This is a genomic window from Paraburkholderia sp. 35.1 (assembly GCF_050436525.1).
Taxonomy (GTDB): Bacteria; Pseudomonadota; Gammaproteobacteria; order Burkholderiales; family Burkholderiaceae; genus Paraburkholderia; species Paraburkholderia tuberum.
Genome location: NZ_JBNDMJ010000002.1, coordinates 1,018,917 through 1,043,617, shown reverse-complemented (window position 1 = coordinate 1,043,617; position 24,701 = coordinate 1,018,917). Strand labels below are relative to the sequence as shown.

The 24,701-nt window shown below is 61.5% G+C and carries 21 protein-coding genes and 1 pseudogene; 14 read left to right on the top strand and 8 right to left on the bottom strand.

Features of this window, described 5'->3' with window-relative positions:
• Positions 1-2: 2 nt before the first annotated feature.
• The 6 genes from OKW27_RS10700 to OKW27_RS10675 form a co-directional block, all read right to left on the bottom strand.
• Positions 3-1,073, bottom strand: coding sequence for a VOC family protein (locus tag OKW27_RS10700; protein WP_184063243.1), 1,071 nt, complete (start codon positions 1,071-1,073; stop codon positions 3-5).
• Positions 1,074-1,083: 10 nt separating this feature from the next.
• Entirely contained in the window at positions 1,084-2,769 is a 1,686-nt protein-coding gene (locus OKW27_RS10695; protein ID WP_429334579.1) for a bifunctional 3-(3-hydroxy-phenyl)propionate/3-hydroxycinnamic acid hydroxylase, read from the bottom strand.
• A gap of 102 nt (positions 2,770-2,871) precedes the next feature.
• Positions 2,872-4,587 (bottom strand): sulfatase-like hydrolase/transferase, encoded by a 1,716-nt coding sequence (locus OKW27_RS10690; protein WP_429333447.1) that lies wholly within the window; start codon positions 4,585-4,587, stop codon positions 2,872-2,874.
• 342 nt (positions 4,588-4,929) lie between these two features.
• On the bottom strand, positions 4,930-6,027 hold the full coding sequence (locus OKW27_RS10685) for a transporter (protein WP_090807349.1): 1,098 nt from the start codon (positions 6,025-6,027) through the stop codon (positions 4,930-4,932).
• Between the two features lie 272 nt (positions 6,028-6,299).
• A complete protein-coding gene (locus OKW27_RS10680; RefSeq protein WP_143037216.1) occupies positions 6,300-6,626 on the bottom strand; it encodes a hypothetical protein in 327 nt (108 codons plus the stop codon).
• Between the two features lie 389 nt (positions 6,627-7,015).
• Complete coding sequence (locus OKW27_RS10675) at positions 7,016-8,011, bottom strand: hypothetical protein (protein ID WP_429333446.1); 996 nt, start codon at positions 8,009-8,011, stop codon at positions 7,016-7,018.
• A 211-nt stretch (positions 8,012-8,222) separates the two neighbouring features.
• Here OKW27_RS10675 and OKW27_RS10670 point away from each other — a divergent pair, with 211 nt between their 5' ends.
• The 6 genes from OKW27_RS10670 (at position 8,223) to OKW27_RS10645 (ending at position 14,227) form a co-directional block, all read left to right on the top strand.
• Entirely contained in the window at positions 8,223-9,137 is a 915-nt protein-coding gene (locus OKW27_RS10670) for a fumarylacetoacetate hydrolase family protein (RefSeq protein ID WP_429333445.1), read from the top strand.
• Positions 9,138-9,395: 258 nt separating this feature from the next.
• Positions 9,396-9,998, top strand: coding sequence for a cytochrome b (locus OKW27_RS10665; RefSeq protein WP_429333444.1), 603 nt, complete (start codon positions 9,396-9,398; stop codon positions 9,996-9,998).
• Between the two features lie 67 nt (positions 9,999-10,065).
• Positions 10,066-11,517: a glycosyltransferase family 2 protein gene (locus OKW27_RS10660; protein WP_429333443.1), complete on the top strand. Its 1,452-nt coding sequence runs from the start codon at positions 10,066-10,068 to the stop codon at positions 11,515-11,517.
• A gap of 218 nt (positions 11,518-11,735) precedes the next feature.
• Positions 11,736-11,909: a hypothetical protein gene (locus tag OKW27_RS10655; protein ID WP_429333442.1), complete on the top strand. Its 174-nt coding sequence runs from the start codon at positions 11,736-11,738 to the stop codon at positions 11,907-11,909.
• The gene (locus OKW27_RS10650) at positions 11,885-12,517 is read left to right on the top strand and encodes a TetR/AcrR family transcriptional regulator (RefSeq protein ID WP_090807358.1); all 633 of its coding nucleotides are present in this window, start codon (positions 11,885-11,887) and stop codon (positions 12,515-12,517) included. Before OKW27_RS10655 ends, OKW27_RS10650 begins: the two co-directional genes overlap by 25 nt.
• 960 nt (positions 12,518-13,477) lie before the next feature.
• Entirely contained in the window at positions 13,478-14,227 is a 750-nt protein-coding gene (locus tag OKW27_RS10645; protein WP_429333441.1) for a response regulator transcription factor, read from the top strand.
• On the opposite strand, the gene OKW27_RS10640 is transcribed toward OKW27_RS10645, so the two are convergent.
• Entirely contained in the window at positions 14,169-16,172 is a 2,004-nt protein-coding gene (locus tag OKW27_RS10640; RefSeq protein WP_429333440.1) for a hybrid sensor histidine kinase/response regulator, read from the bottom strand. The two genes, OKW27_RS10645 and OKW27_RS10640, sit on opposite strands and share 59 nt — an antisense overlap.
• Positions 16,173-16,596: 424 nt before the next feature.
• Between OKW27_RS10640 and OKW27_RS10635 the strand changes: the two genes are divergently transcribed.
• Together OKW27_RS10635 and OKW27_RS10630 are read left to right on the top strand one after the other, a co-directional pair.
• Positions 16,597-16,863 (top strand): hypothetical protein, encoded by a 267-nt coding sequence (locus tag OKW27_RS10635; RefSeq protein WP_090807364.1) that lies wholly within the window; start codon positions 16,597-16,599, stop codon positions 16,861-16,863.
• A gap of 170 nt (positions 16,864-17,033) precedes the next feature.
• Positions 17,034-17,582, top strand: a complete 549-nt coding sequence (locus OKW27_RS10630; RefSeq protein ID WP_429334641.1) for a hypothetical protein — start codon at positions 17,034-17,036, stop codon at positions 17,580-17,582.
• A 192-nt stretch (positions 17,583-17,774) separates the two neighbouring features.
• On the opposite strand, the pseudogene OKW27_RS10625 reads toward OKW27_RS10630, so the two are convergent.
• Positions 17,775-17,819: pseudogene (locus OKW27_RS10625) on the bottom strand (hypothetical protein); the annotation flags it as partial.
• A gap of 647 nt (positions 17,820-18,466) precedes the next feature.
• Between OKW27_RS10625 and OKW27_RS10620 the strand changes: the two are divergent.
• From OKW27_RS10620 to OKW27_RS10595, 6 genes are read left to right on the top strand one after another with little or no spacing between them, the layout of a single operon-like run.
• On the top strand, positions 18,467-19,327 hold the full coding sequence (locus tag OKW27_RS10620) for an ABC transporter ATP-binding protein (RefSeq protein WP_090807368.1): 861 nt from the start codon (positions 18,467-18,469) through the stop codon (positions 19,325-19,327).
• A complete protein-coding gene (locus OKW27_RS10615; RefSeq protein WP_429333439.1) occupies positions 19,320-20,132 on the top strand; it encodes an ABC transporter permease in 813 nt (270 codons plus the stop codon). The genes OKW27_RS10620 and OKW27_RS10615 overlap by 8 nt, the downstream gene beginning before the upstream one ends.
• Positions 20,129-21,106, top strand: coding sequence for an ABC transporter substrate-binding protein (locus OKW27_RS10610; RefSeq protein ID WP_090807372.1), 978 nt, complete (start codon positions 20,129-20,131; stop codon positions 21,104-21,106). The genes OKW27_RS10615 and OKW27_RS10610 overlap by 4 nt, the downstream gene beginning before the upstream one ends.
• A 2-nt stretch (positions 21,107-21,108) precedes the next feature.
• Entirely contained in the window at positions 21,109-22,419 is a 1,311-nt protein-coding gene (locus tag OKW27_RS10605) for an amidase (protein ID WP_429333438.1), read from the top strand.
• A gap of 47 nt (positions 22,420-22,466) precedes the next feature.
• Positions 22,467-23,132, top strand: coding sequence for a GntR family transcriptional regulator (locus tag OKW27_RS10600; RefSeq protein ID WP_429333437.1), 666 nt, complete (start codon positions 22,467-22,469; stop codon positions 23,130-23,132).
• A 28-nt stretch (positions 23,133-23,160) separates the two neighbouring features.
• Entirely contained in the window at positions 23,161-24,666 is a 1,506-nt protein-coding gene (locus tag OKW27_RS10595) for an amidase (RefSeq protein ID WP_429333436.1), read from the top strand.
• The last annotated feature ends 35 nt before the right edge of the window (positions 24,667-24,701 follow it).

Sequence of the window (24,701 nt, the reverse complement as noted above, 5' to 3'; positions counted from 1 at the left end):
CGTCAGGCGAACAGCTTGGCGAGCGTTTTCAGCTTCTCCACCGTCACGTCGGGACTGTGCCGGAGGTTGCGGATGAGCGCTGCCACACTGGCCGGCGTGAACCTGGGTTTGGTGAAGCTGCGCGGCATGGTCGGCCCCCACTGCGACATCGCTTCGCGGCTGACGGCATGCACCCCCAACGGTGCGTCTTCGGTGAACAGGTCGCCGTCGCAGTAGTGCTCGTGCTTGTCGCCCCACGGGTCCTGCCAATAGTCGAACACCTGGCTGCCGAGGATGTGTCGCCCGATACCCCAGGCGTGCGTCCAGCCTTGCTCGCGCAGCACGCGTTGTCCCATCCCGACCGCATCGGCGTCCACCACCTCGTATGCGCTATGGCTGTAGAGCGGTGCGAAGCCTTGGGCCAACGCGAGCGAGTGGTGGTCCGCGGGCGTGGTGCCGAGATCGAGCCGCATGAAGGTGACCGCGGGCGAGCCGTCAGGAAGCACCTGCACGTCGCTTGGGATGAACCCGAAGTGCTGCGTGTACCACGCGCAGGTCTGCTGAAAGTCGGCCAGTTCGAGCACGACGTGCCCGAGGCGGATGACGTCCGGCGCCCCCACCGGCGGGCGCTGCGTCCCGTTGATGCGCACTGCGGCGTCCACGGAGTTCAACGGCAGCGGCGGCCGATGAGGTAGCGCTGACGCCGGCGCCTGGCCGAATATTGCGTCGACGCGGAAACCCGACGGATCGACCAGGCCCACACGGTAGCCGCCGCCTGGCCACTTCGACGACTCCACGTCCGATGCACCGGGCACGCGCGAAAGCGCCTCAAGATCGGCCCTGCTGTTCACGCGCAAGCCGAAGCCGACGAAACGGGCCTTCGCCGCCTTGCGAGCCACGTAGCAGAAAGGCGCGGCTCCGGTGCCCCGCAGGAACATCCGTTCGCTGTCGCGCGACACGGTACGAAGCCCGAAGTCGTTCAAAAACTGCTCGGCTTTTGCGAGGTCGGGGCGATCAAAAATCAGGTACGCCAGCGCCGACGCTTTCGTCGTCGGGCGCGGATGGCGAGCCGGTTGTACAGTGGTCAGGTTCATGGGGGAAGCCTCAGGCGGAGGGTACGGTAAGTGCGACAGAGGGCGCAGGCGCGCCGACGGGGGCGCTGATCGGCGCGCCAAGCAAGGCCAGGCTCTCGCGCACCAGCCGGCTCGCTTCGGTCGCCGGTCCGTCGTGGAGGATCGTCCGGTCAGGGCGGATCACGGCGGCCCAGCCGACCGATACGACGCGAGGAAGGAAGACGCCGTCCAGGTCCTCCCAGCTGCCGCCTGGCGCAAGATGCAGCCGCTGCCCGCGATGCGCGATCTGAACGACAGTGCCGCCGGCAGCGGCAAACGCGGTGGCCGTCTCGTTATCGAGCGCAGCGCCCGCGTCGCTGCCGAACCCGATCAGCGTGAGGCCCTTGCCGAGTACGTTGTCGCTCAGGCAGGTCGTGCCGTCGCAACCGCGCACCCAGCCCTGAGCAATGACGGCGCCGCGCACCAGCCTGGTCCGTGTCCGGCCCTTGACGAAGAGCCCGCGCGAATAGGCGTTCTTCGGCTTGAGGCCCAGTTCTTCGAAATGCGCGCGCAGCTGTGGCACGAGCCGCACCATACGCATCAAGCCGTGTGTGAACAGCGCGAGACCGCCATTGCGCGGCATCACCAATTTCCCCATCAACTTCGCGAAATTGATCATCGCCTTCACATGGGGACGCCGTTCCTGATCGTAGGTCTCCAGAATCTGCGCAGCGGCGCGCCCGCGAATGACCCAGGCGAGCTTCCAGGACAGATTGGCTGCATCGCGCAGCCCGGCGACCAGTCCCTGCCCGACGAATGGCGGCGTGATGTGCGCGGCATCGCCCGCCAGGAAAACGCGTCCTTGGCTGAACGCGTTCACCGTCCTGGCGTGAAAGCGGTAAACAGCCTTGCGCTCGATGACCATGTCGTCAATGCTGCCCCACGGAGCGAGCAGCTCGCGAATGCGCGCCTCGGACTCCATGTCCTCGCGCGTCTCCCCGGGCCGCAGCATGAATTCCCAGCGCTCACGCCCGCCGGGTGCGGGCATATGCGGAGTCGGCCGCCGGTGATCGCAATTGAACTCGACATGGTCGATCGGGCGTGGGACGTTGCGGGCATCGACGATCAGCCAGTCCTCGACGAAGGTCTTGCCTTTGAACTCCTGCCCGATCAGTTGGCGCACGAGCGAGCTGGCACCATCTGCGCCGACCAGGTAGCCGGCCTGGACCGAATGCGTACGCCCCTGACCCAGGTCCAGCGACGCGACGACAAACTCTTGCCCTGCCTGGAATCCGCTGAGCGAAACCCCGAGGGCGGTCTGCACGTGGCCACACCCCGCCAGCCGGCTGCGCAGGCACCGCTCGAGGTCCGGCTGATAGAACGTCACGAGCTTCGGGTGACCGTCCAGGCTACCCAGCGTGTTGGCCTTGCCGAACTCGCCCAGCGCCGGCGAGCGCATCCGCACATAGGGTATGGCCAGCGTCTCGAAATCGCCTTCGGCCACGCCCGCCAGTTGCAAGATACGCAGTGCCTCGTTGTCCAGCGCGATGGCCCGCGGCGCCATGAAGATGTCGGTTGCCTTGTCGATGACCAGGACCTGCACGCCATGACTCGCGAGCAAATTGGCTAGCGCGGCGCCTACTGGCCCAAAGCCGACGACCAGCACGTCGACGACCGACGGCAGCGCTCCGACTGTCCCCCGCAACGGATCATCGCACCCATCGGGTCGAGCGCTCATCTGCGCAATTGTTTCCACTAGGAACTCCGCTTATCCGTTTCGCCGGTTCCGACCGGCTCTTTGTGACATTAATCACCCTGACGGGGCACTCGGTTGTGGGTGTCAACCTACGTTCCACAGCAGCTGGGGACCAGGCAGCATTTGCGCACGATCCTCGCCGATCTCCAGGGCAATCAATTCGTTGCACAACATGGCCATTTTCCAAAGCAGCGCCTCGTTTCCCGGCCGGGCGGCCAGATTGGTCTGCTCCAGCGGGTCGGCCCTGGTGTCGTACAGCTCCAGATCGTTGAATCGCACGAGGTCGGCAAACGAGCCCGGCACATTGTGTTCAGTAGGCCGAAAGTAGCGGGCAAACTTGTACCGGCCGTCGAACACGCCGCGCATTCCGCTTCTCGTTTTCATGCCTTCCAGGAGCAGACCCTTGGTCATCAAAAGTGTCCTCGACAGGGCGCCGTGCGCCGAGGTCACCTCCTGGATCGCCTGGGGGGGCACGCCGTAGATGCGGCTGTCCCACTGATACAGAACGCCTTTGCGGCCACTGCCCGTCGTTCCGCGGTCGCTGGCATGGATTGCCTCCGACAAGTCCACTCCCTGCAGCTGCGGATACGCCGCACGTCGCTCGCCTTCGCTGATTCCGGCGAAGGCAAGGAGCGTGGGCGCGATGTCGATGTGACTGGCAAGGGCAGCGGTGTCCCCGCCAGCGGGCATATCGGGATGCCAGACTGCGAACGGCACGGAGCAGTTCTCGCGGTAGACGACGTTGCCTTTGCCACGCAGCCCGTGCGCCCCGCTCAGCTCGCCGTGATCGCTCACAAAGACGACCACTGTGTCGTTCCACCCTCCGGAGGCATCCAGCGCGTCATAAACGATGCCGATGTTGCGATCCACGTCTCGCAGGCAGTTGAAGTAGTAATTCTGGTAGTTCCGCCAGGCGTCGCGATCATCGAGCGGAATGCGTCCGAGCCCCATGTCATAGTCCAACTCGAAGAGCTTGTGCGCAGACACCCGCCCACTGTCGGCATCCTTGCCGAAATTGGCTGGCAGGTCGAAGCCGAGGTTCTGCCGAAAGAGCGGATCGTCGGGCGCGGGCTTGAGCGACACGCCGCCGATCGGCAGCTGGACATAGGTCTCGAACTGGCGCTGCGTCGCCAGGAAATACATGATGTCGTGCGGGTTGACGAAGTTGACGGCCGCAAACCACGGTTGGCGGGCGTTTCGTCGGCTGCCGATGAACTGCGCGGCCTTCTCCGCGATGCCGCGATCAGCATCGAACCCGGCGAGGGCGCCGTCGAATTCTCGATCCTGGTCGCTGATGGCGAAACCATAGCTGGCCAATAGGGCCCGCATCCGATCGGTTCCGCCCGGCTGGGAGGGCAGGTGGCTCAGATGCCACTTCCCGAAATAGGCGGTTTCGTAACCGGCATCCTGCAACATCGTGCCGAGCGTGGGAACCCACTCATAGAGGTCGTGCGCAAATGGAACAGGCACGTTCTCGTAGACACCGTTGTATTGATAGTGAAGTCCAGTGTAAATGTTCCCGCGCGCCATCGAGCAAAGGCCGGTTACTCCGTTCATGCCCGAGAATCTCATCGCGCGTTCATACAGCCGATCTCGATGAGGTAGATGGAGGCCTTGGGGAAGCAATGAACCGTGTCTCTCCTGGTCGGTGACAACCAGCAAAATGTTCGGCTGCCGGGCGCGGCGCGCACCAAAGTGAGCGCGCGGACGCTTAGCTTTGCCCAAAGCACGGGCACCTATCATTGCGCCGGCAACCGCAATGCCGGCGCCTATCAATAGTTGTCTTCGATGCAGATTCATGACGTCCTCGGTGCTACTGGAAATATATTCGAAAGCTGTTGTCGGAATTTACGAACGGCGCGGCGTCTGCGCGCGGGATCAGGTTCGTGTTGACATTCACGGCCGGGTCGAGCGTATCGAGCGAGCGCAGCATCGTGCCCCTATATAAAAATGACGATATTGCCATCATGACACAAATGTCGTTTGTACCTTGCAGACAAAGACCGATGGACATCTCGTTTGACCGCGAGCACGCTGGCGGGTAGCCGGGCTTCTCGCTGAGTCCTCGCCGATACGGGCGCGCAGACAGCCGCACGGGCAAGTCACGTTAGTCCCGTTTGAGATCCCTATCGCTACTCGCTGTCAAAAGACCTTGATCAGCCGTATTTGACTGAAGCTGCCTGCCCTTGCATTACGTGACCTGACCGTCGCCATGTACTGAAACGTCAGCGCAGCATTCAGGACCGGCACTTTGGTGGTAAAGAACCCACCGGCATTCAGCGTTTGATACCGACTCGAACCCCAAGGGTTGTTGGAATCGTCCTGAACCTGCTGAACGAAGACGGTATGTAGCCCGAATACTCCGATGAAAGTCTTGTATGCTGCCGCCCCTTCCAGACCCACCCAATTGCCGCTGCGCACGTTGTCGTCCCGATTCCTGGTGTTGAAACCCATGCTCAGCTTTACTGCGAGCGCAGTCTTCGGGGTCGGTAGGTACGCCACCTCGACAGCCGGCCGCACCGTGTAGAAATTGCCGAAGCCGATGTCTGGGGCAGACGGGTTGGACGCGTTATACTGGCCCGTCGGCAGCACAAGTGAAGCGCCTGCCACAACACGAAGCTGCTCGGCGGTATAGAGCCAGCCAGCCTGCAATTCAAGGTCGCCGATCCCCGACACGTCGCCGGATGCACTTGCTCCCTGGCTAGCAAGGTTGCCTTGATATGATGCGCCGAACTGGGTCGCCACAGCGCTTTGCGTTGCGGCCGGAACCGCCGGATTCCACTGCAGAGCGGGCGTTGAAGCGTTGACTTGAGTCGTCTTTGTCTGGGTGCCGTACGGCAGGAGGCCACTGAAAACCAGGTGACCGCCGCCGTAGGTGCCGCTAGTGATATAGCCCAAGGCGAGGTCGAAGAGTTTGAACGTGCCTGTGGAGTCGACCTGGGCAGTGCTGGGGCCATAGGAGGGATACAGCGCCGCAGGCTTCGGCGCGGGCAGGGGCACGGTTCCGCCCGGAATGGAGGCTGTGAGCGTATTACCGTCGTTGCCGGTCACTTTCTGAATGTCCATGTAGGTCGCGGCAACACCGACGGCAAGCCCTGTGGTATCGGGGGGCGTGAACATTTCACCACCGATGCTGCCGGCAATGTTGTACCTCACGTCGAAATCTTCCCCTGCATGCGCAACCATAGCGGTAAGGCTGCTTACCGCCGCCAAGCCAAGATAAATGGAACGATGCAACATCTGTGTCTCCTCCTCTTTGTTGTAGAACTACGGCAACCGGTGGCCCACCGGAGCCATCCATCGGCTCCGGAAAACATGTGTTTCTCGTGGTTGTAAGAAGCGTGGCGGGCGCGTTAGCTGGGCAACCAAGTGCTCTGGACCAGCGTTTCTACAGGCCAGTGCGTGATGAAAGCTCTGGAAGCCGCTGGGATGAATGCTCCGCAAACCGCCTTTAGGGGTACGTGGCTGACCTCGATGTTGCGCATGGCGTTCTCGCTCGCACCGAGCGGGACTCAATGAACCGGTCTTGCAATCGGTCGCATGAACTGAGCGGCAACAGCAGCCCGGGCAAGGTTGCATATCTGGTTAGCCGCATCGTGTTCGCCATGATTTTCTCCAGCAGCGGTGGGCGATGCCGCGCACGATAGGTTGTCGGGCCTTCGTTCGGCGCAAGCCTGCCCGCACCGATAGGGGATATGACCCACACAAGCCGGGCGACCGTTCCAATATTCAATTTCGATGGTGAGCACGCAGTCATGTCTGCGCAATTGGACGTTGCCGTGAAATCCGATCCCCGAAGTCGCGCGGGCGCGGGGCAACACATTCAGGTATCGGTTCATGGCTGTCTCCCGTCGGCCGGCATTTGTGTTGCATGCGGCATGCGCGTCGCCCATCGCACGACGCAATGATCGTTTATGCGGTTCACATGGTGACAGTATCGTCATCATGACAACACTGTCGTTTACACCTACGCAGCAGGGGTAGCACGTGGTTTGGGAAAATCGCGCTGACCGTGCATGTATGGACCCGATGCCTTTTGCAGGCTTCTTTTTCGGAATGCCGAAGCGGTCTGCATGCGTGTATCCCGCTTGTCCGATGGGTGCTTGCCGAAGCACGCCCGCAGCCGCGATGAGATCCGCGCACTCTTTTCAAATCGGTGCGGAGACTTATCTTCGCATTCCTATCCATCAAAAACTGTCTGCGATCTCTGGCTCCGATCCGAAGCAGTTCAAAGCTGGGGGGCGCAGGCACTGCGCCCATTTGCTGGACCGGCTTGCGCAATGCCAAACCCAATGCCAATTTCTTTGGATACCGCCTGAAATACCTTGCGAGGTACAGCACCTGTTGCGACATGCATGGCGGCTGCGGCGGCGACCCAGGATTGCGTTTCCACTGCTCCAATTCCTGCCTTGGCCATCACCTGCTCGGGATCCCAGTCGTCGAACTGGTCCAATCGACCGGAGCAGTACGCCTCCATGAATGCCTTGTCCCAGCCGTCGTTGAGCCCGGCCAGTTTTGCTGGCATGAGGACGCTAGCGAGGACTTTGGCAATGGTTCGGTGGGCTTTGATCTCGTAGTCGATCCAGGCTTGTTGCGTCACCTGCGTTTGTGCCTTGCCATGCAGGATATAGGGCTTCCATCGGTCCTTCACCGAGTCGATCGGAGGAAACAGCCGGATCGGGTCGTGGGCCAGCCCGCCGGTGCCGATAAAGAGCACGCGAGCCTGAGGCAGCGAGCGCGCAAAGTTGCCGACCGCCTCCCCCAAGGCTCGGGCGCGCGAATAGGGGCTGAATGGCGGTTGGATGCAGTTCACGAAGATCGGCAGGACAGGATAGACGGCTAGCCCGCCGGTCAGGTACTGCAGTGCCTGCGAGAAGCCGTGGTCGACCTCCATGGCGTATGAAACGGTCGTATCGACACCCTGCCCTCGTATCGACTTTACCGCCTGCACCGCCAGGTCCCTGGGGACGTTGAGATGGCCCGGCGTCCCCCCCACATCAGCAAGCGCCGTCGCTTGCACCGCGACACAGAACGACGGCATGCAATTCATTTGCTGCCCCCCATAGTGATCGACGCCAAAGAGGATCACCAGATCAGGTGCGAACGAAGCGATGCGCGCGCGCTGACCCTCGAGTGCCTCGAGAACGTTGTGCACCGAACGACTCTGCTTTGCAGGGAAGTCCAAGAGGGGAGAGTGCGACGCGCACACCATCATGAAATCCATTTACTCACTCCAGGGCAGCTCGCGCCGCCATCTAATCCCTTTTGCCGGGCGGCCCGAGAACAAAAATTTGTCTCTTGCTTGATCGCTCAACCAAGGCACGGTATCATGGCAACTTCTACTGGTCAAGCAACGTGGAGGTACCCAAATGAGATTCTGTAGTTTCGAGACCGCTCAGCGGCGGACTTATGGCGTCGTGTGTGACGCAGGTGTCGTGGATCTCAAGGATGCATTGGGTGCGCAAGCACCGGAATCCCTTGAGGCGCTCATTGCAGCGATGGCCGATCATCGCTTGAGACAGGAGACGATCACGGCGGCATTGTTGGGAGTCCAGCCAATTCCATTGAACCAGGTCTCGTGGTGCCCTCCGCTTTCTCGACCTGGTAAGATCATCGGCGTCGCCATCAATAATCGGATGGGACAAGAGTTGGCATTTCGGCCGTTTGCAAATCCCGCCTTCTTTCTCAAGCCTGCCAGCTCGCTGATAGGTTGCGGACGACCCGTAATCGTGCGAGAAGAGTTCGGTCTGACTCACCCCGAGCCAGAGCTTGGGGTAGTGATTGGGCGCGGCGGCAAGATGATTGCGGAGTCGCAGGCACTCGACCACGTCTTTGGCTACACCATCGTGAATGACGTGACCTCACCCGGGCTGAAAGAACAAGACAGCCTGGAGATTGTTCTTCCCGGGGTGGTCCGTGGCGGCTACCGGGAACTTTTGACCTGGCGTCACGTACGAGACGAGGAGCACGAGCGCTCGATCTATCTGACGTATCACACATTGTCCAAAGGTGCCGATACCTTTGGTCCGATGGGGCCTTGGATCGTCACGCGCGATGAAATTCAGGACCCCAATCGGCTGACGATCAACTCCTTCGACGGCGATGATCTTGTCTTCGAAGATTCAACGGCTAATTTGACATTCTCGGTACAAAGGATTATCGCCCACGCGTCCAAATACATGACGCTTGAACCAGGCGATGTGCTGCATTGCGGCACTGCGATGCAGCCGCGGATCGGTGGCAAGTATCTCATGCTGGCTCATTGGGATATCCGACGCTCAGGCAAGCCCATCTCTGTAGAAATTGAAGGCATAGGCAGACTGGAAAATCCAGTTATCGTGGAGGGCTGAAACAAGCTCAGAAAGAAGATTGATGCCTAATGCAAACGGAAAAACGAAAAAACCGTCGATCCGCACCTCGCTCGCGACCGCATCTTGGCGGACGCGTGTGAGGTGTTTGCCGAGCAAGGGTACACGGCGGCCTCTATATCAATAATGGCAAAAAGCGAACATTCTATCGGGGTCAATTTATAGACGCAGGCACTATTTGGACGACGCCGTTTTAAACAGGTTGTGCAGGATCGCCTTCATGTCCGGACGGAATCATCGATGACCACTCCGGCCCCTGTCCCGCTTGCGCAGTCGAGCACTGCGCAGGCTTCGTGGCGCTACACCCACACGGCGATGCTGCTGCACTGGATCATCGCGGTGCTGGTGATCGGCAATGTCGTGTTGGGGCTCAGCGCGGATTCGCTGCCTGACGACTGGGTGCGTCCGGTGATCGATACTCACAAATCGATCGGCATCACCGTGCTCTGCCTCGTGCTGTTGCGCATCTTGTGGCGCGTGTCGCACCGGCCGCCGCCGTTGCCGGCCGACTTTCCGGCTTGGGAACGGCGCGCCGCGCACGTCGCGCATTTCGTGCTGTATCTGCTCATGATCGGCTTGCCGCTGTCGGGCTGGTTGCACGATTCGGCCTGGAAAGACGCGGCGACTCATCCGATGCGCCTGTTCAACCTGTTCCCGTGGCCGCGCATCGGCTACGTGACGCGTCTCGATCCGGCGCTGAAGGAAAGCTTGCACGATCGCTTCGGCGCCCTGCATGCGTGGCTCGGCTATGCGCTCTACGCCATGCTTCTGATGCATGTGGGCGGTGCGCTCAAGCATCAATGGATCGATCGCAAGTCGGTGCTCAAACGCATGGTGCCGTGACGGCCGTCGCTGTTCCTTTTGACGCAGGCCTTTTATCAACGCGGTATCGACAGATTCAGCAGCCATTTTGAAGAGATCACTGGAACAGGCGCTCGCGCTCATATCGCCGCGCATTCTGCCGCGCCCCGCCCCGCTGCCGAGCACGCTGATTCACCTGAGTGTCGTCGTGGTATGGCTACTGCTGTTCGCCCGGGCGTTCTTTTTGCATGGCGTGGTGGCGTGGTCCACCGGCCTCGCGTATGTGGCCTACGACACCTTGTTGCTGGCCTTCGTCACACTGAAGACGTTGCCGCTCCTGCGCCCCGCGGCGCCGCTCGATCCGGCCTCGGAGACGCGCAGCTTGCCGGCCATGGGCGTGATCGTCGCCGCGCATGACGAAGCCGCCGTGCTGCCCGTGACGCTTGCCGCGTTGCTGCGGCAGGTGCACGGCCTGATGCAGATCGTGATCGCCGACGACGGCTCCACCGACAACACGCGCGCGCTGCTCACGGAGCGCTTCGGCCTGACCCCGGCCGCGGACGGCAAACTGAGCGCGCCCAGTTCGCTCTATCCCAATCTGTACTGGCTGCGCGTGCCGCATAGCGGCAAGGCGCGCGCGCTGAACGCAGCGATCACCGTGATGACGACAGACACCGTGATGACCGTCGACGCCGACACGCTGCTCGATGACGACGCCACCTACGCGATGCGCGCCGCGTTCGCGAGCGAGCCGAAGCTCGTCGCGGCGGCCGGCATTCTCGTGCCGGTCTGCGGCAAGTCGCTGTCGGGCCGCCTGTTTCAGTGGTTCCAGACCTACGAGTACATGCGCAACTTCATCGCGCGCTTTGCGTGGACGCGCGCCGACAGCCTGCTGCTGGTGTCGGGCGCGTTCGCCGCGTTCAGGCGCGATGCGCTGCTGGCGGTAGGCGGCTTCGACCCACAGTGTCTGGTGGAGGACTACGAGTTGATTCACCGGCTGCGCCGCCATTCGGTGGATCACGGGCTCGGCTGGGCGGTGCGCGTGGTCGGCGACGCGCATGCGCGCACGGACGCGCCCGGCACGCTCGGCAGCTTTCTGCGGCAGCGGCGCCGCTGGTTCGCCGGCTTTCTGCAGACTCAGTACTGGAATCGCGACATGACCGGCAATCCGCGCTACGGCACGCTCGGGATGCTGATGCTGCCGGTCAAGGCGATCGATACGATGCAGCCGATCTACGGCTTGACCGCGTTCGCGCTGCTGCTCGGCTTTCTGTTCGGCGGGCACCGCGCGATCGTGGTGTCGATTTTCAGCGTGATCGGCCTGAAAACCGCCGTCGACCTGGCATTCTATCTCTGGTGTATCCACCTGTACCGCCGCTGGACCGGCGAGCGCCCCAGCTCGAGTCTGTGGATGGCCATGGCGGCGGCGCTTGCCGAGCCCTTCACGTTCCAGCTGATTCGCCATACCGGCGCGCTGCTCGGCTGGCTGCACTTCCTGCGCGGCGGGCACTCGTGGGGCCGGCAGCAGCGCTCGGGGCTGGTGGCGCCCGACGAACACTGACGAGCCACGCCGGTTGCGCGGTTACGCCGCGAGCGTCGTCCGGTTTGCGCCGGCAGGATCGGCCCGCGCTCGCGTAGCTGCCTTGCCAGGCGATTTCGACGGCAACGGCGGGCTGGCAGACACATCGTCTCGCATGTTCGAGTAGACTGGGTTTCGATGCGGTCCCCGCGTGCGCCGTCGGCCCAGCCTGGTTCCGTTCGCGCCAGGAGGCGTCGCTCATGCATGCAACGCTCCCGCTGGATCGCAGCACCCTCGATGCACCCGCCGAGGCGCCCCTGCGCGATTTGCACCGCGTCGCCATTCACCCCGATCAGACTGGAAAACCCAGTTATCATGGAGGGCTGAAACAAACTCAGAAAGAAGATTTATGCCTAATGCAAACGAAAAAATAAAAAAAAACGTCGATCCGCACCTCGCTCGCGACCGGATCTTGGCGGCCGCACGCGAGGTGTTTGCCGAGCAAGGATACACGGCGGCATCGATATCAAAGATCGCAAAAAAAGCGAACGTGCTTTCGGGGTCAATCTATTGGGCGTTTGAATCCAAAGAGAGGCTCTTTGCAGAAGTCCTTACCATTACCGCAGAGGAATGGAGGCGGAAATTTAAGCCTTTTTCGGATCAGAAGACCGACCCCTATGAAAAGCTGATGGTATTCGCTTCTGGCTTCGTTCAGGCACCGGAATTTTTGCGGCTTATGATGATCGTCGCAACCGAACATCAAGCCAGTCGCCATGAAATACGGGACGCTGCGGTCAAGATCCGGCGCGAATGGAGGGATTATGTCGAGCGATCTGTGGCCCCCCTTTTAGAGGGCTATGAGTCCGACGGTGCGAAGCGCCTTGCCCAAAGAATGGGGCGAATGTTACTTCAATTGCTGGACGGCGTCTTCATGTCGCTTCAGATCGAGCAGAACGAGATGACGGCCGAACAAATGTTCATTGATGTGTCCGGCGTACTGAGACGGGAATTTGAATTTGGCCTTAGTCAACTGAATAGATAAATTGGTGCAACGATTTAAGATGACGAAGTGGCGATTGGCCCGAAGACGCCGGTGCCAGAGGGAGATTTCTTCCGCCAACCGTTGCGCGAGCAGGTCAAGTTGAAGCGTCCGCTCGTGAGTTATCCAATCTAATCGATCGGGATCGGGATCGGTTAGCGCAAGCGACTCGCGCTCGCCCTAACGCTAGAAAACCATATCTCGACTAGTTAAACTTGTTTGATACAAACGCTTATCGCCGCCAAACGGCATTTGGCGCCTTCTTGAGCCACCCGTCGTGTCCGGCCCGTCTGAGGCGCTCGGAAAATTGACCTGAAACTGCTCCACAGGGAGCGTGTGCTCCCCAGTCCACAGTGAAACGGTATGTGGACAGGTAGGCGATGGCCGATACCGGCGTTTGTGTCGCACAGGTCAATGACCGGTTGCGATGTGGATCCGACGTCTGAATGTCCCTCCAACGCGGGAGGCGAATGACGCGTCATGGCCCGACATGAGACAGTCGCCGACAACGCGGAGAGGAACACTTCCTCCTCATAGCTGATTTTCCTACACTGCAAAGGCCGGCCTGAAGGGACAGATCCGGGCCACCGGCCGCTCTAATCACAACGTTGCGACGGCGCCGCTGCCTTGTCGTCCGACAGATCCGACTATCGGCGGCCAGAAATGGCCGACAATTAGTGGCAACAATCACCATACTCGACCGCGATCCGCTCGTCTGATCGAGTCGCCGCGGTCTTCGCTGTTTTCAAAGGCCTGTCAGTCATTCCGGTAGGCTTGAATCGCCGAACGACGGGCAAAAACCGCCACATTCGAGGCAATGTCCTATTGATCAGCCGTCGCCGTCCGGGGCATCGGTACACTGCATGTACTATTGGTCTGACACAATGCAAGACCGCCACGGATGTAGCATCATCCGCTGCGTCATTGCGGCCCGCTTCGAAAGCGGTTCTGGGAGACGATGGAATGCGCGTGCTGATCGTCGACGATCACGAACTGTTCAGAGCCGGACTGGCGCTTCTGCTGAGACAGATCTTTCCGGACATCGAGTTGCTGCACGCGAGTACGTTGTCACAAGGTTTGAATCATGCGCTCGGCGAATTCCTGAACATCGTTTTTCTCGATCTCGACCTTCCCGATGGTCACGGTTGCGACGCGCTTGCCGAATTGAAGGAGTCGCGCCCGTCTTTACCGGTGATTGTGATCTCGGCCGACGGTAGCGTGGAAACCATTGGCCGATGCATCGAACTTCGCGCCATGGGATACGTGCCCAAATCGTCATCTCCTGAAGCGCTTCATGCGGCGATAAGCGCGGTGCTGGCCGGCGGCGTATTCCTGCCTGCGTCAAGCATCGCGACGCTCAGGCGTGACATGAGCACAGACGACGCCCCCGCGGATGAACCTCGGAACCCGCAGTCGGGAGGCAACTCAGAAATGAGCACCGCATCTGAACTGGGACTGACTCCGAGAGAGTTCGAAACCTTGGCGTGGCTGGTGCGCGGGCTTCCATCCAAGGTCATCGCGCTGAAAATGGGGCTCGAGGACATTACCGTACGGAAATACATCAGTCATCTGCTCGCGCATTTCAATCTGCGGCGCCGTACGGAACTGATCGTGATGCTTGCAGATAGAGGGATCAAACTTGGCGTTCCGCCAGTCACGGATCCCGCACATGACAAAAGTCTGCCGGCTGTTGGGCGGCAACGAACCGGCTGACTTCAACGAGCGTGTTTTCTGGCGCGGAAGACTTGCGCAGCAACACGAAAGGCTGGGAAAAATCGCGAAGTGATGGCGGGGAAATCAGCTCGCCCGTGATGAACGCAACGGGCAGCGCGCCCGCCCAGTCGAAACGCCGCCTGATCCGTTCGGCAAGCTCAATGCCGTTTGGCCCTTCGCGCAGCCGTATATCGGTGACGAGGACGTCGGGTGCGCGGCCTTCATCGGCCAGAATCGCTTCGAAGCCCGTCATTGACCCGGCAGTATCCACGAGTGCGCCCGCGCTGATAAACAGCCGCCGCAGACCTTCGAGAACGGTCGGTTCGTCGTCGCAAAGCAGGACGTATTTGCCCTTGAGCACGGACGTGTATGCATCATCCTTTCGGTCCTCCGTCCCGATGACCGGCGCCATTATCGAAATTGGAGCGTACAGGGAAAAGTGCGACCCGCGCCCTTCGACCGAATAGAACCTCAAGCTGTGCCCCGGCAGAATCCCAATGACCCGTTGGACGATGGACAGCCCGAGCCCCAAGCCTTTCGAGCGATCGCGGCCCGGGTTGTCAATCTGATAGTACTCGGCGAATATCGCATCCCGATGTGCGGGCGAGATACCGACGCCCGTATCCCAGACGTCGATGCGAAGCCGTTCGCCGACCTCCACCCACCCGATAACGACGCCTCCCGTGCGGGTGTTCTTGATCGCGTTCGATACGAGGTTGGACAATACCCGCTTGAACAGCGAGCGGTCGCTTTCAATGGGCGGCGGGCGGCGCAAGCGCATGGTGCTTCTGATTTCGATGCCCTGCGATCTCGCCGGTTCAAGATATTGTTCAAAAACATCGGCCAGCACGGCTTGTGTATCGATCGGCGACAGGCTTGGAACGTACGAACCTAGTTCGCTGTAGTCCTGAATGTTCTTGAACATGTCGAGGATGTCGCCTGCCGTCTCCTCGATGACGTCGAGATCATGCGTTGCGGCGTGACCAGCTTCGAGCTTTGTCCGCGCGCTGCGGATGAAGAGGTTGATTGCGGCGAGCGGCTGCTGGATGTCGTGATAGGCCGATGAAAAGAACCGTTCCTTCTCTCTGACCAGCTCTCTCATGCGTTCATTCTGCCGTTTGACAGCGGAGGACGCCGCCTGAACGCGTGCGCTTGCTGCGCGCAAAGTCCGCCTGAACATAAATTCACGGCGGGCAGCGCGTTCAAACTGAATGCAGATGACAACGCCCATAAAATACATGATGGCCAACACAGACCCACGGGACGCCCAGCCAGCGCCCACCGTGGAAGCGCCCGTCCGTGGCCAGAGAGAAAGGGTAAGGTGAAAGCTTACAACGCCCAGCCCGACTAACCACGCTGCCGTGATTGCTCGAAGTCGGAGCAATGTGAATATCGTGAAAAGGACAAGTAAAAATTCGGGGAATACTTCCCGGAAAGCCAGGGCCGCCGGGTAAAGCTCCATCAACTGCAAGAGGGTGAACCAGCAGCTCAGCATCCATACGCAAAGCAATCCGACCACCCAGCGTTCGTCAAAGGCACGCGGTCCCCACATCAAACATATCGGCACAGCCATACCCACGGCACCTGCGAGCCGCAGATAGCCAACGTGAAAGATGATGCTGGGATCGACCCGGTTCAGCAGCCACCAATCGCGGCGAGCAAACAGGATCCACAGCAGGAGGCTGGCGGCGCCAGCCAGCCTGCGTTGGCCGGCGTAGCGGCGCGCATAGTCAGTACGGAACGCGCGCTCGAGATCTGCCGAGGCAAACTTGCGTACCACGAAGCCTGACAATTTCATAAGGCCTGCCGGACCAGAAAAATCACCGTGGGATAGTGCTCCACATCGATGAGCTTTATCGCCGCACCACTGGCTGGAAAGATCTCCACCGATCGTGGCTAACGGAGCAATGCGGCGAATTGCAGCGAAAGCGATGTCGAAGGCCACGGATGCACAACGCCCTCGTCCGTAGCCGCGGTGCGATAAAAACAGAATAGCAGGTCGCCATCCCTACCATCAGCCACAAATGTATCAGCGACGTGACGTGCCCGCAGCTGGACGGTTCAGGAAGGACCGCCGTCGGGAGGCGAATGTCCGACACGTCATCGGGATCGGGATTGGGATCGGACATCGACAGTGCATACATCTTTCGCCGACGGTGGTTGTTCATCGCCTACGCATGTGCGTTGCGATGGCGTTTCGGCTGACCAAGAATGAATATGACAGCAACGCTGACAGGGCAGTCATCGAGTGCACCTGGATCGGCTGATCGTCGCAAGGAGGCCGAATCTGCGTTGGCTCGTGCGAAGAATGCTGTGGGTCGGCGAGAGAGTGAACAGGCCGATCTCTTAAACTTCGAAGGAGTACTCTCATGAAACTTTATCAATCGGTTACCGTCTGTCTTGTCGCGGTGGCTGGAGTGACAGCAGATGGATGCTTCGCCCAATCAGCGACCAACCAGCAGGAGTCCGTAGCGGCTGGCAGCACCCAGCAGGCTCCGGCGGTCGCGGTTCCGGCTGCCACATCGGCAGATCCTGTTCTCCCCGGAAAAACACGCGAGCAGGTGATGCGCGAGCTGGAGGATTTCCAGAAAAATGGCGAAGCAGCGAAGATGGTCGAGCTTTACCGAGGCAGCTAGGTGAGGGGCGCGGGCCAGAAGGATGTTTCGACTATCGAACCGTCACCTTCACCGTCGTCGGCGTGTATAGATCCCTCAGTTCTGGATCTCAACGATGCTATTTCGTCGAGCGGAGGGCCGTCGAGCTGCTCAGTGTCTGGACGATCAGTTGCTGGTGCGCGGTCCTGAGAATGGTGCAGATCTATCCGGGCGACCTGGCTTGGCGGCAAGCGTATCCGATCCTGACGTTTTCCCTTTTCATGATATTCATGGCATTCCGGCTCCGAGGGATCACGGCGGCGTGGCTGATCGGGCTATGCGTTGTCAGTTACCTGGTCATGCTCTATTTCAAGCCCAGCGGCCAGAGCGTCGACGCGCGCGTGGAGTCGGTGATTGCGCACGCCACGATGGTGCCGATGATGTATGTCGTCGGTTTGCTCGTCACCATTCCACTGAAACGTGCCGCGAGCGCGGGCGCGTTCGTGCACGCCGCAGAATCGATGGATGGATTTGACGTCATCCTCGCCGATGACAGCCGCATTCCCGATCTCATCGTCACCGATATCCGGCTGCGCGACGGAGCCACTGGCAAGGAGGTTGCTGATAGCATTAGGCGTCATTTCGCGTGGGCAGGCGTTATTCCCGTCGCATTTCTCACCGGCGAGCTGCTGTCCGATCGCGTCCTTCGACTTTCCCGAACCGTGGTGATCTGGGCGATGTTCTTCATCAAACCACGATAGCGGGCCTTCATGTAACCGCAATGACGGGCGTTGCCGCAAGCGCTTCATCCAGCGCATCTCCAAACCGGATGCCTCCGGCGTCGCGCGATTCGCGGTAGCCCGCGAGCAACGCGGGATCGACGAACGCAATCGAGCCCCCGCGCCGGGCGCAAAACGACTGCCTTCCTCGTTCGTCCACGCGACGACCTCGACAGGATGCCGTGTCGCGATGCCCGCTCGATCCAGCGCGCGAAGCACTTCGAGCCCTGCCAGCCCGCCGTAAGCGCCGTCCAGGCGTCCGCCTGCGTATGTATCGATTGCCGGTCAGGTCCGGTGGCAGATCCTCGAGACCGTTGCGACGAAAGAACAGGTTCGCGCAATCGTCGACGTAAGTCTCCCAGCCGCGATCTCGCGCCTCGTCGAGCAGCGCGCGCCGCGCTTCGCCATCGATCGGTGTCAGCGCTTCTCGAGACACGCGCCATCGGTGCGGCGTCCGAACGCGGCCAGTCGCGATAGACAGCATCAAGGCTGTCGCCGTCGAGCAAGCTGACGATTCGGGCGGCTATCAGCTGATCGCTCGTGCACGGATCGAACACTTCCTGTCTTTGCAATCGTCTCTTTGCAGTGGCTTTCCAACGGAATGAACGTCGTTCCAGAGACTTGCACGAAGCGATTAATGTGCCATTGAATTCACGCCTCGCCCCGCACAGTTTCATCGCAACATGCACCGATTCGCACAACGACGCGCACTGCAGAGGCGCAGCGGCACCAAGCTTGCGCACCGACGCATCCCATGCGAGTCCACCGAGAAAAAACTTTTTTGACGAGGACAGCTTCCGATTTTTGATTGTGCATTATGCATTGCAGCAACTACTTCATCAGTACGAGACCTTGCGAGGAACGACATGAAGGGATCGAACGCAACAGTCAACACGTTCGCGGAACCGCTGCGCGTGCGGCAGCTCAGTCACGGATTTCAATCGCCCGATCGCTCGACCGTGACCATCTTCGACCGGCTCGACTTCTCCGTGGGACATGGCGAGATCGTGTCCATCGTCGGACGAAGCGGCGCGGGCAAGAGCACCCTCTTCAATCTCATTTCAGGCCTGCTCACGCCGCAGTCAGGCGAGATATCGGTCGGCAGACGCGCAGATGGGGAAGCGGGCCGCATCGCTTATATGTTGCAGAAGGACCTGATGATGCCGTGGCGCACGGTGCTGCAAAACGCGCTGCTCGGCATTGAGTTGTATCGCAAGGTCCGGCCCGATGATGTCGCCCGTGCGCGGCAGATGCTCGCGCGCTACGGGCTCGGCGCCGTCGCCGATGCCTATCCGCATTCGCTCTCAGGCGGCATGAGACAGCGCGTTGCGCTCACGCGCACACTGCTCGTCGATCCGACGCTCGTGCTGCTCGACGAACCCTTCTCCGCGCTCGACTACGAAACGCGTCTCGCACTCGAGGACGACATCATCGCGCTGCGTGCGCAAAGCGGCACGAGTGTCGTGCTCGTCACGCACGACATCGAAGAAGCCATCGCGATGAGCGATCGGGTGATCCTGCTTGGCGGACGTCCCGCACGCATCGAAGACCAGATCGACATCGAACTGACGACGCACGGACCGCGCAATGCCGTCTCCGCGCGCGAGGCGCCCGAGTTCCGCGGCTATCACGCGCGTGTCTGGAACGGTTTGCGCGGACACGTCACCTCGCGCGACGCAGATGAAGTCGCTCCATCGAGCATCCTTGCAGGAGCCGTCCATGACTGAAGCCGTTCTGTCCACCAACGTCACGCCAAGGAAAGCCGTACGCCGTACGCGCCGCAAGTTCGGCACGACGGGCGCCGTCTTCGGTATCGTCGTTGCGATGGTCGTTGCCTGGCAACTTGCCGTTAGCGCGGGCTGGATCAACGGCAAGCTGCTCGGCTCGCCGTCCGGCATCTATGAGGCCGCCGTCATCGGGCTGACGCAGGGCACGCTCGTGTCCGACACCTGGGTCACGCTCTATGAAACGCTGGCGGGTCTCGCCATCGGCAGCGGCCTCGGGATCGGTCTCGGCCTGCTGCTGTGGTTCCTGCCGACAGTCTCGAGTGTTGCCGAAGGATTGTCCGTCATCCTCAACAGTATTCCGAAGATTGCGCTCGGACCGCTCATCGTGATCTGGTTCGGTTCCGACGCCTCGTCGAAGATATGGCTCGCCGGCATCTCCACATTCGCCGTCGCGATGATCTCGTCCTGCGCCGCCGCGCGTGAAGTCGACAAGGACCTGCTCAATCTCTTCCATTCGTTCAAGGCGAAGCCGTCGATGATCTTCACCAAGCTCATCGTTCCGAGCGCGCTGCCGTGGATCTTCTCGACGCTGCGCGTGAACATCGGCTTCGCGTTGATCGGCGCGGTCGTCGGCGAATACATTGCATCGCAGTCGGGGCTCGGTCACGCGGTGTTCGTCGCGGGCTCGCTCTTCGATCTCAATACCGTCTGGCTCGGCATCATCGTGCTGACCTTGATGGCCTCGGTTCTCAGCTGGATCGTTCAACTCGCGGAAGCGAAGATCATTTCCTGGAAGAAAAAATGAAGAAGACACACGCTCTGCTCAATAGTATCGCGGCCGCATGTCTGGTTGCATCCGGAATCGGCGCGACGAGCGCTCAGGCCGCCGAGCCGGTGGTCATCTATCAGGCATTTCAGTCGATCCAGTACCTGCCGCTCTATGTGGCTATCGACAAAGGCATCTTCGAGAAGAACGGCCTTGCCGTGCAGAAGGTCACCGCGGGCAGCGGCGCGGCGGGCGTTGCAGCGGTGATCGGCGGTCATGCGGACTTCTCGCTGCAAGACCCGATGACCGCCATGCTCGCCAACCTCAAGGGCGCATCGCTCGTGAACGTGGCCAACGTGGTCGCCGGCGTGCCGGTGTGGGTGATCGCGCCGAAGGATTCGACGGTCAAGGGCGTCGGCGATCTCGCAGGTAAAAGCGTCTCGACCGCACTGCCGCCGTCGACGAGCACGTATCTGCTGCAACGGCTCATCAGCGAACAGAAGCTCGCGGACGTGAAGATGAACACCGTGCAGATCGGCACCGAACTCGCGCCGGTGATGGCGGGGCGCTCGGAAGCCGCCGCGCTCTATATGCCGCAAGCGGAAACGGGGCTCGCGCAGGGTTATCGCATCGTGTATGCGTTCCCGAAGGCGTATCCGGGCGGCTATGCGTTCTCGACCATCGACACGCTCTCTCTCACCGTCAAGAGCAAGCCGAAGATGGTAGCCGCGTTCGTGAAGTCGATCGGTGAAGCCGAAGCTCTGATTCAGCAATCGCACGACACGGCGAAGAGCGTCGCGCGCGCCGAATTCCCATCGCTCGATCCGAAGATCGTCGATTCGGCGGTGCAGCGTCTCATCGATCAGAAGATCTATGCGGCCACGCCCGATATTTCCGAGCAGGCCTTCCGCAATGCGCTCGATCTGCAGGAGTCGATCGGCAACATCAAACCCGGCGCAGTCACTTATGCCAATGGCGTCGACAACACGTTCGCCGCAGCCGCGAGCAAGTAGCGATGAATCGATCAGATCAATCATTGCTCACGACACTGCTCGCTAATCGTCACGACGAAGCCGCCGCGCGCGCGACGCTGCTGGACGCGCAGGCCCGCGCCGATGCGCTGGAGCCGTGGCTTCGGGCCTTCGTGCATCGGCCGGATACGTACGCCGTGCGCGGCGCCGTGGCGCGTGCGCTCGTGGGCGTGCCCATCGGAGTCAAGGATCTCGCCGATACCGCCGACATGCCCACGGGCTACGGCTCGCCGGCTTACGACGGGCATCGGCCCGAGCGCGACGCGCGCATCGTGTCGATGATCCGCGCGCTCGGCGGGACGGTCTTCGGCAAGACCGCGACGACCGAATTCGCCTGGCGCGGACCGGCTGCGACCGTCAACCCGTGGAACCGTGCGCACACGCCGGGCGGCTCGTCGAGCGGATCGGCGGCGGCCGTCGCAGCGGGCATCGTGCCACTCGCCATCGGCACGCAGACGGTCGGATCGATCATTCGCCCGGCCGCGTATTGCGGCATCGTCGGCTACAAGCCGTCGTATCGCGCGGTGCCGGGCGAAGGCGTGCATCCGCTGGCTGCGTCGCTCGATCACGTCGGATTCTTCGGGCGATCCGTCGACGATGTCGCCGTCGCGCATGCATTGTTCGTCGAAGGCGCTCTTCAGGCGGTCGAAAGCGAAGCGGCGTGGCGCGATCACTTTCCGCGCGGCACCTCCGCGCTCACGCTCGGCGTCGTTCGCACGCCGTATTGGGACGAACTCATCGCGCCGCATCAACACGCCAACTTCGATGCATCGCTGCGGACGCTGAGCGAAGGCGGCGCGCGCATCGTCGAGTTGGACTACGGCGCGGACCTGCCGCAAATGCGCGAAGCGACACTGACGATTCTCGCGGTCGAGGCGTATCGCGCCGTCGGCGATGTAGCCGCACGCGCGCCCGCGCTGATGAGCGAACACATGCGCGTGCTGTTGTCCGAAGGCCAGGCGATGCCGCTCGAGCGCTATCAGCAAGCCTTGCTGTTGCAGGCGCAGGTGCGCTCGCAGTCTGCCGCGCTGCTGCAAGGCTGCGACGCGCTCGTGACCTTGCCCGCCAGCGGTGAAGCGCCCCACGGACACGCCGATACGGGCGACGCCCGTTTCTGCGCACCTTGGAGCCTGATGGGGGCGCCCGCCGTCAATGTGCCTTCCGGCTGGAGCGATGCAAATCTGCCGCTCGGCTTCCAGATCGTCGGCGCTTTCGGCGATGATGCGAAGCTGCTGCGCGTTGCCGCGCGCATCGAAAGCATGCTGAAGTTCGAAAGACGCGCCGTCACCATTTGATCGACGAAATGCGCAACATACGATAACGACCGCTCACGGAGACGAGCATGAGCCAGCCCTTTCGTACGATTCAGCAATACGTGCTCGGCACGTTGCGCGCCGAGATTCTCAGCGGCGTGTATCCACCGAACTCGCGGCTGCGGCAGGAAGAGATCGCCAAACGCCTCAGCGTCAGTACGACGCCGGTGCGCGAAGCGTTCCGCGACCTGCGCGCGGAAGGGCTGGTCTCGATCGATCCCAACAAGGGCGTCGTCACGCGCGCGCTCACGGCCGCGGACGTCAGCGAAATCTACGAACTGCGCATGGTGCTCGAGCCGATGCTGTCCCAACGCGCCTGCACGCATGCCACCGATGGCGACCTCGCCGCCGCCGAAAAGGTGCATGATGAAATGTGCGCGACATTGTCGTCCGAGAGATGGGCAATCCTCAATGAGGAGTTCCACAAGCATCTGATGGCGAGCGCCGCCGGCACGCGTCTCTCTGAACTGGTTGAAGGGCTGTCGCTGGTCGCGCGGCCTTACGTGTCCCTCTCGATGCACGTCAAAAGCGATATCCTCGACAGCAACAACCGCGAGCATGCCGATCTCCTCGACGCCTACCGCGCCCGCGATATGCGCGCCGTGCATGAGCAGACGTACGCGCATCTCGAGAACACGCGCGATGCGATCATCGCCTGTGTCGAGCAGGCCTTGCCTTCGCCAGCGGCGGCTTGAGCTCTTATCCGATTCCTCCTTGATGCCCATGACGCACGACTCTCTCGTCTCTCTCTCCGCCGTCGATGCGCGCCGACTGATCGGCGATCGCAGTATCTCGCCAGTCGAACTGCTTGACGCGTGCATCGCGCGCATCGAAGCGATTAACCCTGCCGTCAACGCGATGGCGGCGACGTGTTTCGAACGTGCGCGCGACGAAGCGCGTCGCGCGGAAGCGGCGGTGATGCGTGGCGAGCCGCTCGGCTCGCTGCATGGCGTGCCCATCGGCGTGAAAGACCTGGAAGAGACCGCCGGCGTACTTACGACGTATGGCTCGAAGCTCTTCCGCGCAAACGTTCCGGACGAGGACAACGGGATGGTCGCACGCATTCGGGCGGCGGGCGCCATCGTGACAACCAAGACCAACACGCCCGAAATGGGCGCGGGTGCGAACACCCGCAACGACGTCTGGGGCGCGACGGGCAACCCCTTTGCGCCGCTGCTGAACGCGGGGGGGTCGTCGGGCGGATCGGCCGCAGCGCTCGCAACCGGCATGCTCCCGCTCTGCACCGGCTCGGACACGGGCGGATCGCTGCGCATTCCAGCCGCGGTCTGCGGGATTGTGGGACTGCGGCCATCGCCGGGACTCGTGCCGGGCGACCGGCGCGAACTCGGGTGGGCACCGATTACCGTGAGCGGCCCGATGGCACGTACCGTCGGCGATGTGCGGTTGCTGCTTGCCGCGCAGGCTGGCTTCGACGCGCGCGATCCGCTATCTTACGACGTCGATTCGGCCGCGCTTGCGCAGCGCCGTCCGATCGATGCGTCGGGGCTGCGCATCGGCTTTACCGATGACTTCGGGGTATGCGCGCTCGACGACGCATCCCGCGCGACGTTCCGCGCGAAGGTCGACAAGATCGCACGGCACGTGGCGGTGTGCGAACCGGTATGCATCGACATGAGCGGCATCGACCGATGCTTCGACGTAGTGCGCGCGCAGAACTTCGTTGCGCAGTTCGCGGAAATCTATGAGCGCGATCCGTCGCAGCTTGGACCCAATACGCGCGCGAACTTCGAGCTGGGCGCATCGATGACGCTCGGCGACGCCGTTTGGGCGCACAAGATGCAAACGACGCTGTATCGACGCTTCCAGTCGCTCGTGCAGCACTATGACGTGATCGTTTCGCCGACGGTGTCCGTCACGCCATTTCCGTGGTCCCAATGGCATCTCGAAGCGATCAATGGCAAGCCGCTCGATACGTACTATCGCTGGCTGGGACTGACTTACCTCGTTTCGCTGATGACCAATCCGGCGTTGTCGCTGCCGTGCGGGGTCGATCATGCCGGCATGCCGTTTGGTGTGCAGTTGGTCGGCCCAGCGCGTGGAGATGGGCGGTTGCTGGACATTTCGGAGGCGCTCGAAGCGGCATTTGCTACGGACGACGCGCTGCGGCGACCTGCGCCGGATCTTAAAGCACTGTCCGAGCCGGTCCCTGAGCTGCGGTCTATCGTGTCGTCCCCGCCGATCTTATCGAATCGTTCGAGGATGGCCTAGTGACGGCTTGACGACAAACTCAGGCTGTCATTCGT

Excerpts from the sequence above, each read along its gene's own strand:
- OKW27_RS10655 (WP_429333442.1), top strand. The coding sequence starts at position 11,736 with ATGCATGCAACGCTCCCGCTGGATCGCAGCACCCTCGATGCACCCGCC.
- OKW27_RS10630 (WP_429334641.1), top strand. The coding sequence starts at position 17,034 with ATGGTGCAGATCTATCCGGGCGACCTGGCTTGGCGGCAAGCGTATCCG.
- OKW27_RS10650 (WP_090807358.1), top strand. The coding sequence starts at position 11,885 with ATGCCTAATGCAAACGAAAAAATAAAAAAAAACGTCGATCCGCACCTC.
- OKW27_RS10610 (WP_090807372.1), top strand. The coding sequence starts at position 20,129 with ATGAAGAAGACACACGCTCTGCTCAATAGTATCGCGGCCGCATGTCTG.
- OKW27_RS10690 (WP_429333447.1), bottom strand. The coding sequence starts at position 4,587 with ATGAATCTGCATCGAAGACAACTATTGATAGGCGCCGGCATTGCGGTT.
- OKW27_RS10605 (WP_429333438.1), top strand. The coding sequence starts at position 21,109 with ATGAATCGATCAGATCAATCATTGCTCACGACACTGCTCGCTAATCGT.
- OKW27_RS10615 (WP_429333439.1), top strand. The coding sequence starts at position 19,320 with ATGACTGAAGCCGTTCTGTCCACCAACGTCACGCCAAGGAAAGCCGTA.
- OKW27_RS10635 (WP_090807364.1), top strand. The coding sequence starts at position 16,597 with ATGAAACTTTATCAATCGGTTACCGTCTGTCTTGTCGCGGTGGCTGGA.
- OKW27_RS10680 (WP_143037216.1), bottom strand. The coding sequence starts at position 6,626 with ATGAACCGATACCTGAATGTGTTGCCCCGCGCCCGCGCGACTTCGGGG.
- OKW27_RS10700 (WP_184063243.1), bottom strand. The coding sequence starts at position 1,073 with ATGAACCTGACCACTGTACAACCGGCTCGCCATCCGCGCCCGACGACG.
- OKW27_RS10645 (WP_429333441.1), top strand. The coding sequence starts at position 13,478 with ATGCGCGTGCTGATCGTCGACGATCACGAACTGTTCAGAGCCGGACTG.
- OKW27_RS10695 (WP_429334579.1), bottom strand. The coding sequence starts at position 2,769 with ATGAGCGCTCGACCCGATGGGTGCGATGATCCGTTGCGGGGGACAGTC.
- OKW27_RS10665 (WP_429333444.1), top strand. The coding sequence starts at position 9,396 with ATGACCACTCCGGCCCCTGTCCCGCTTGCGCAGTCGAGCACTGCGCAG.
- OKW27_RS10620 (WP_090807368.1), top strand. The coding sequence starts at position 18,467 with ATGAAGGGATCGAACGCAACAGTCAACACGTTCGCGGAACCGCTGCGC.
- OKW27_RS10595 (WP_429333436.1), top strand. The coding sequence starts at position 23,161 with ATGACGCACGACTCTCTCGTCTCTCTCTCCGCCGTCGATGCGCGCCGA.
- OKW27_RS10675 (WP_429333446.1), bottom strand. The coding sequence starts at position 8,011 with ATGGATTTCATGATGGTGTGCGCGTCGCACTCTCCCCTCTTGGACTTC.
- OKW27_RS10685 (WP_090807349.1), bottom strand. The coding sequence starts at position 6,027 with ATGTTGCATCGTTCCATTTATCTTGGCTTGGCGGCGGTAAGCAGCCTT.
- OKW27_RS10600 (WP_429333437.1), top strand. The coding sequence starts at position 22,467 with ATGAGCCAGCCCTTTCGTACGATTCAGCAATACGTGCTCGGCACGTTG.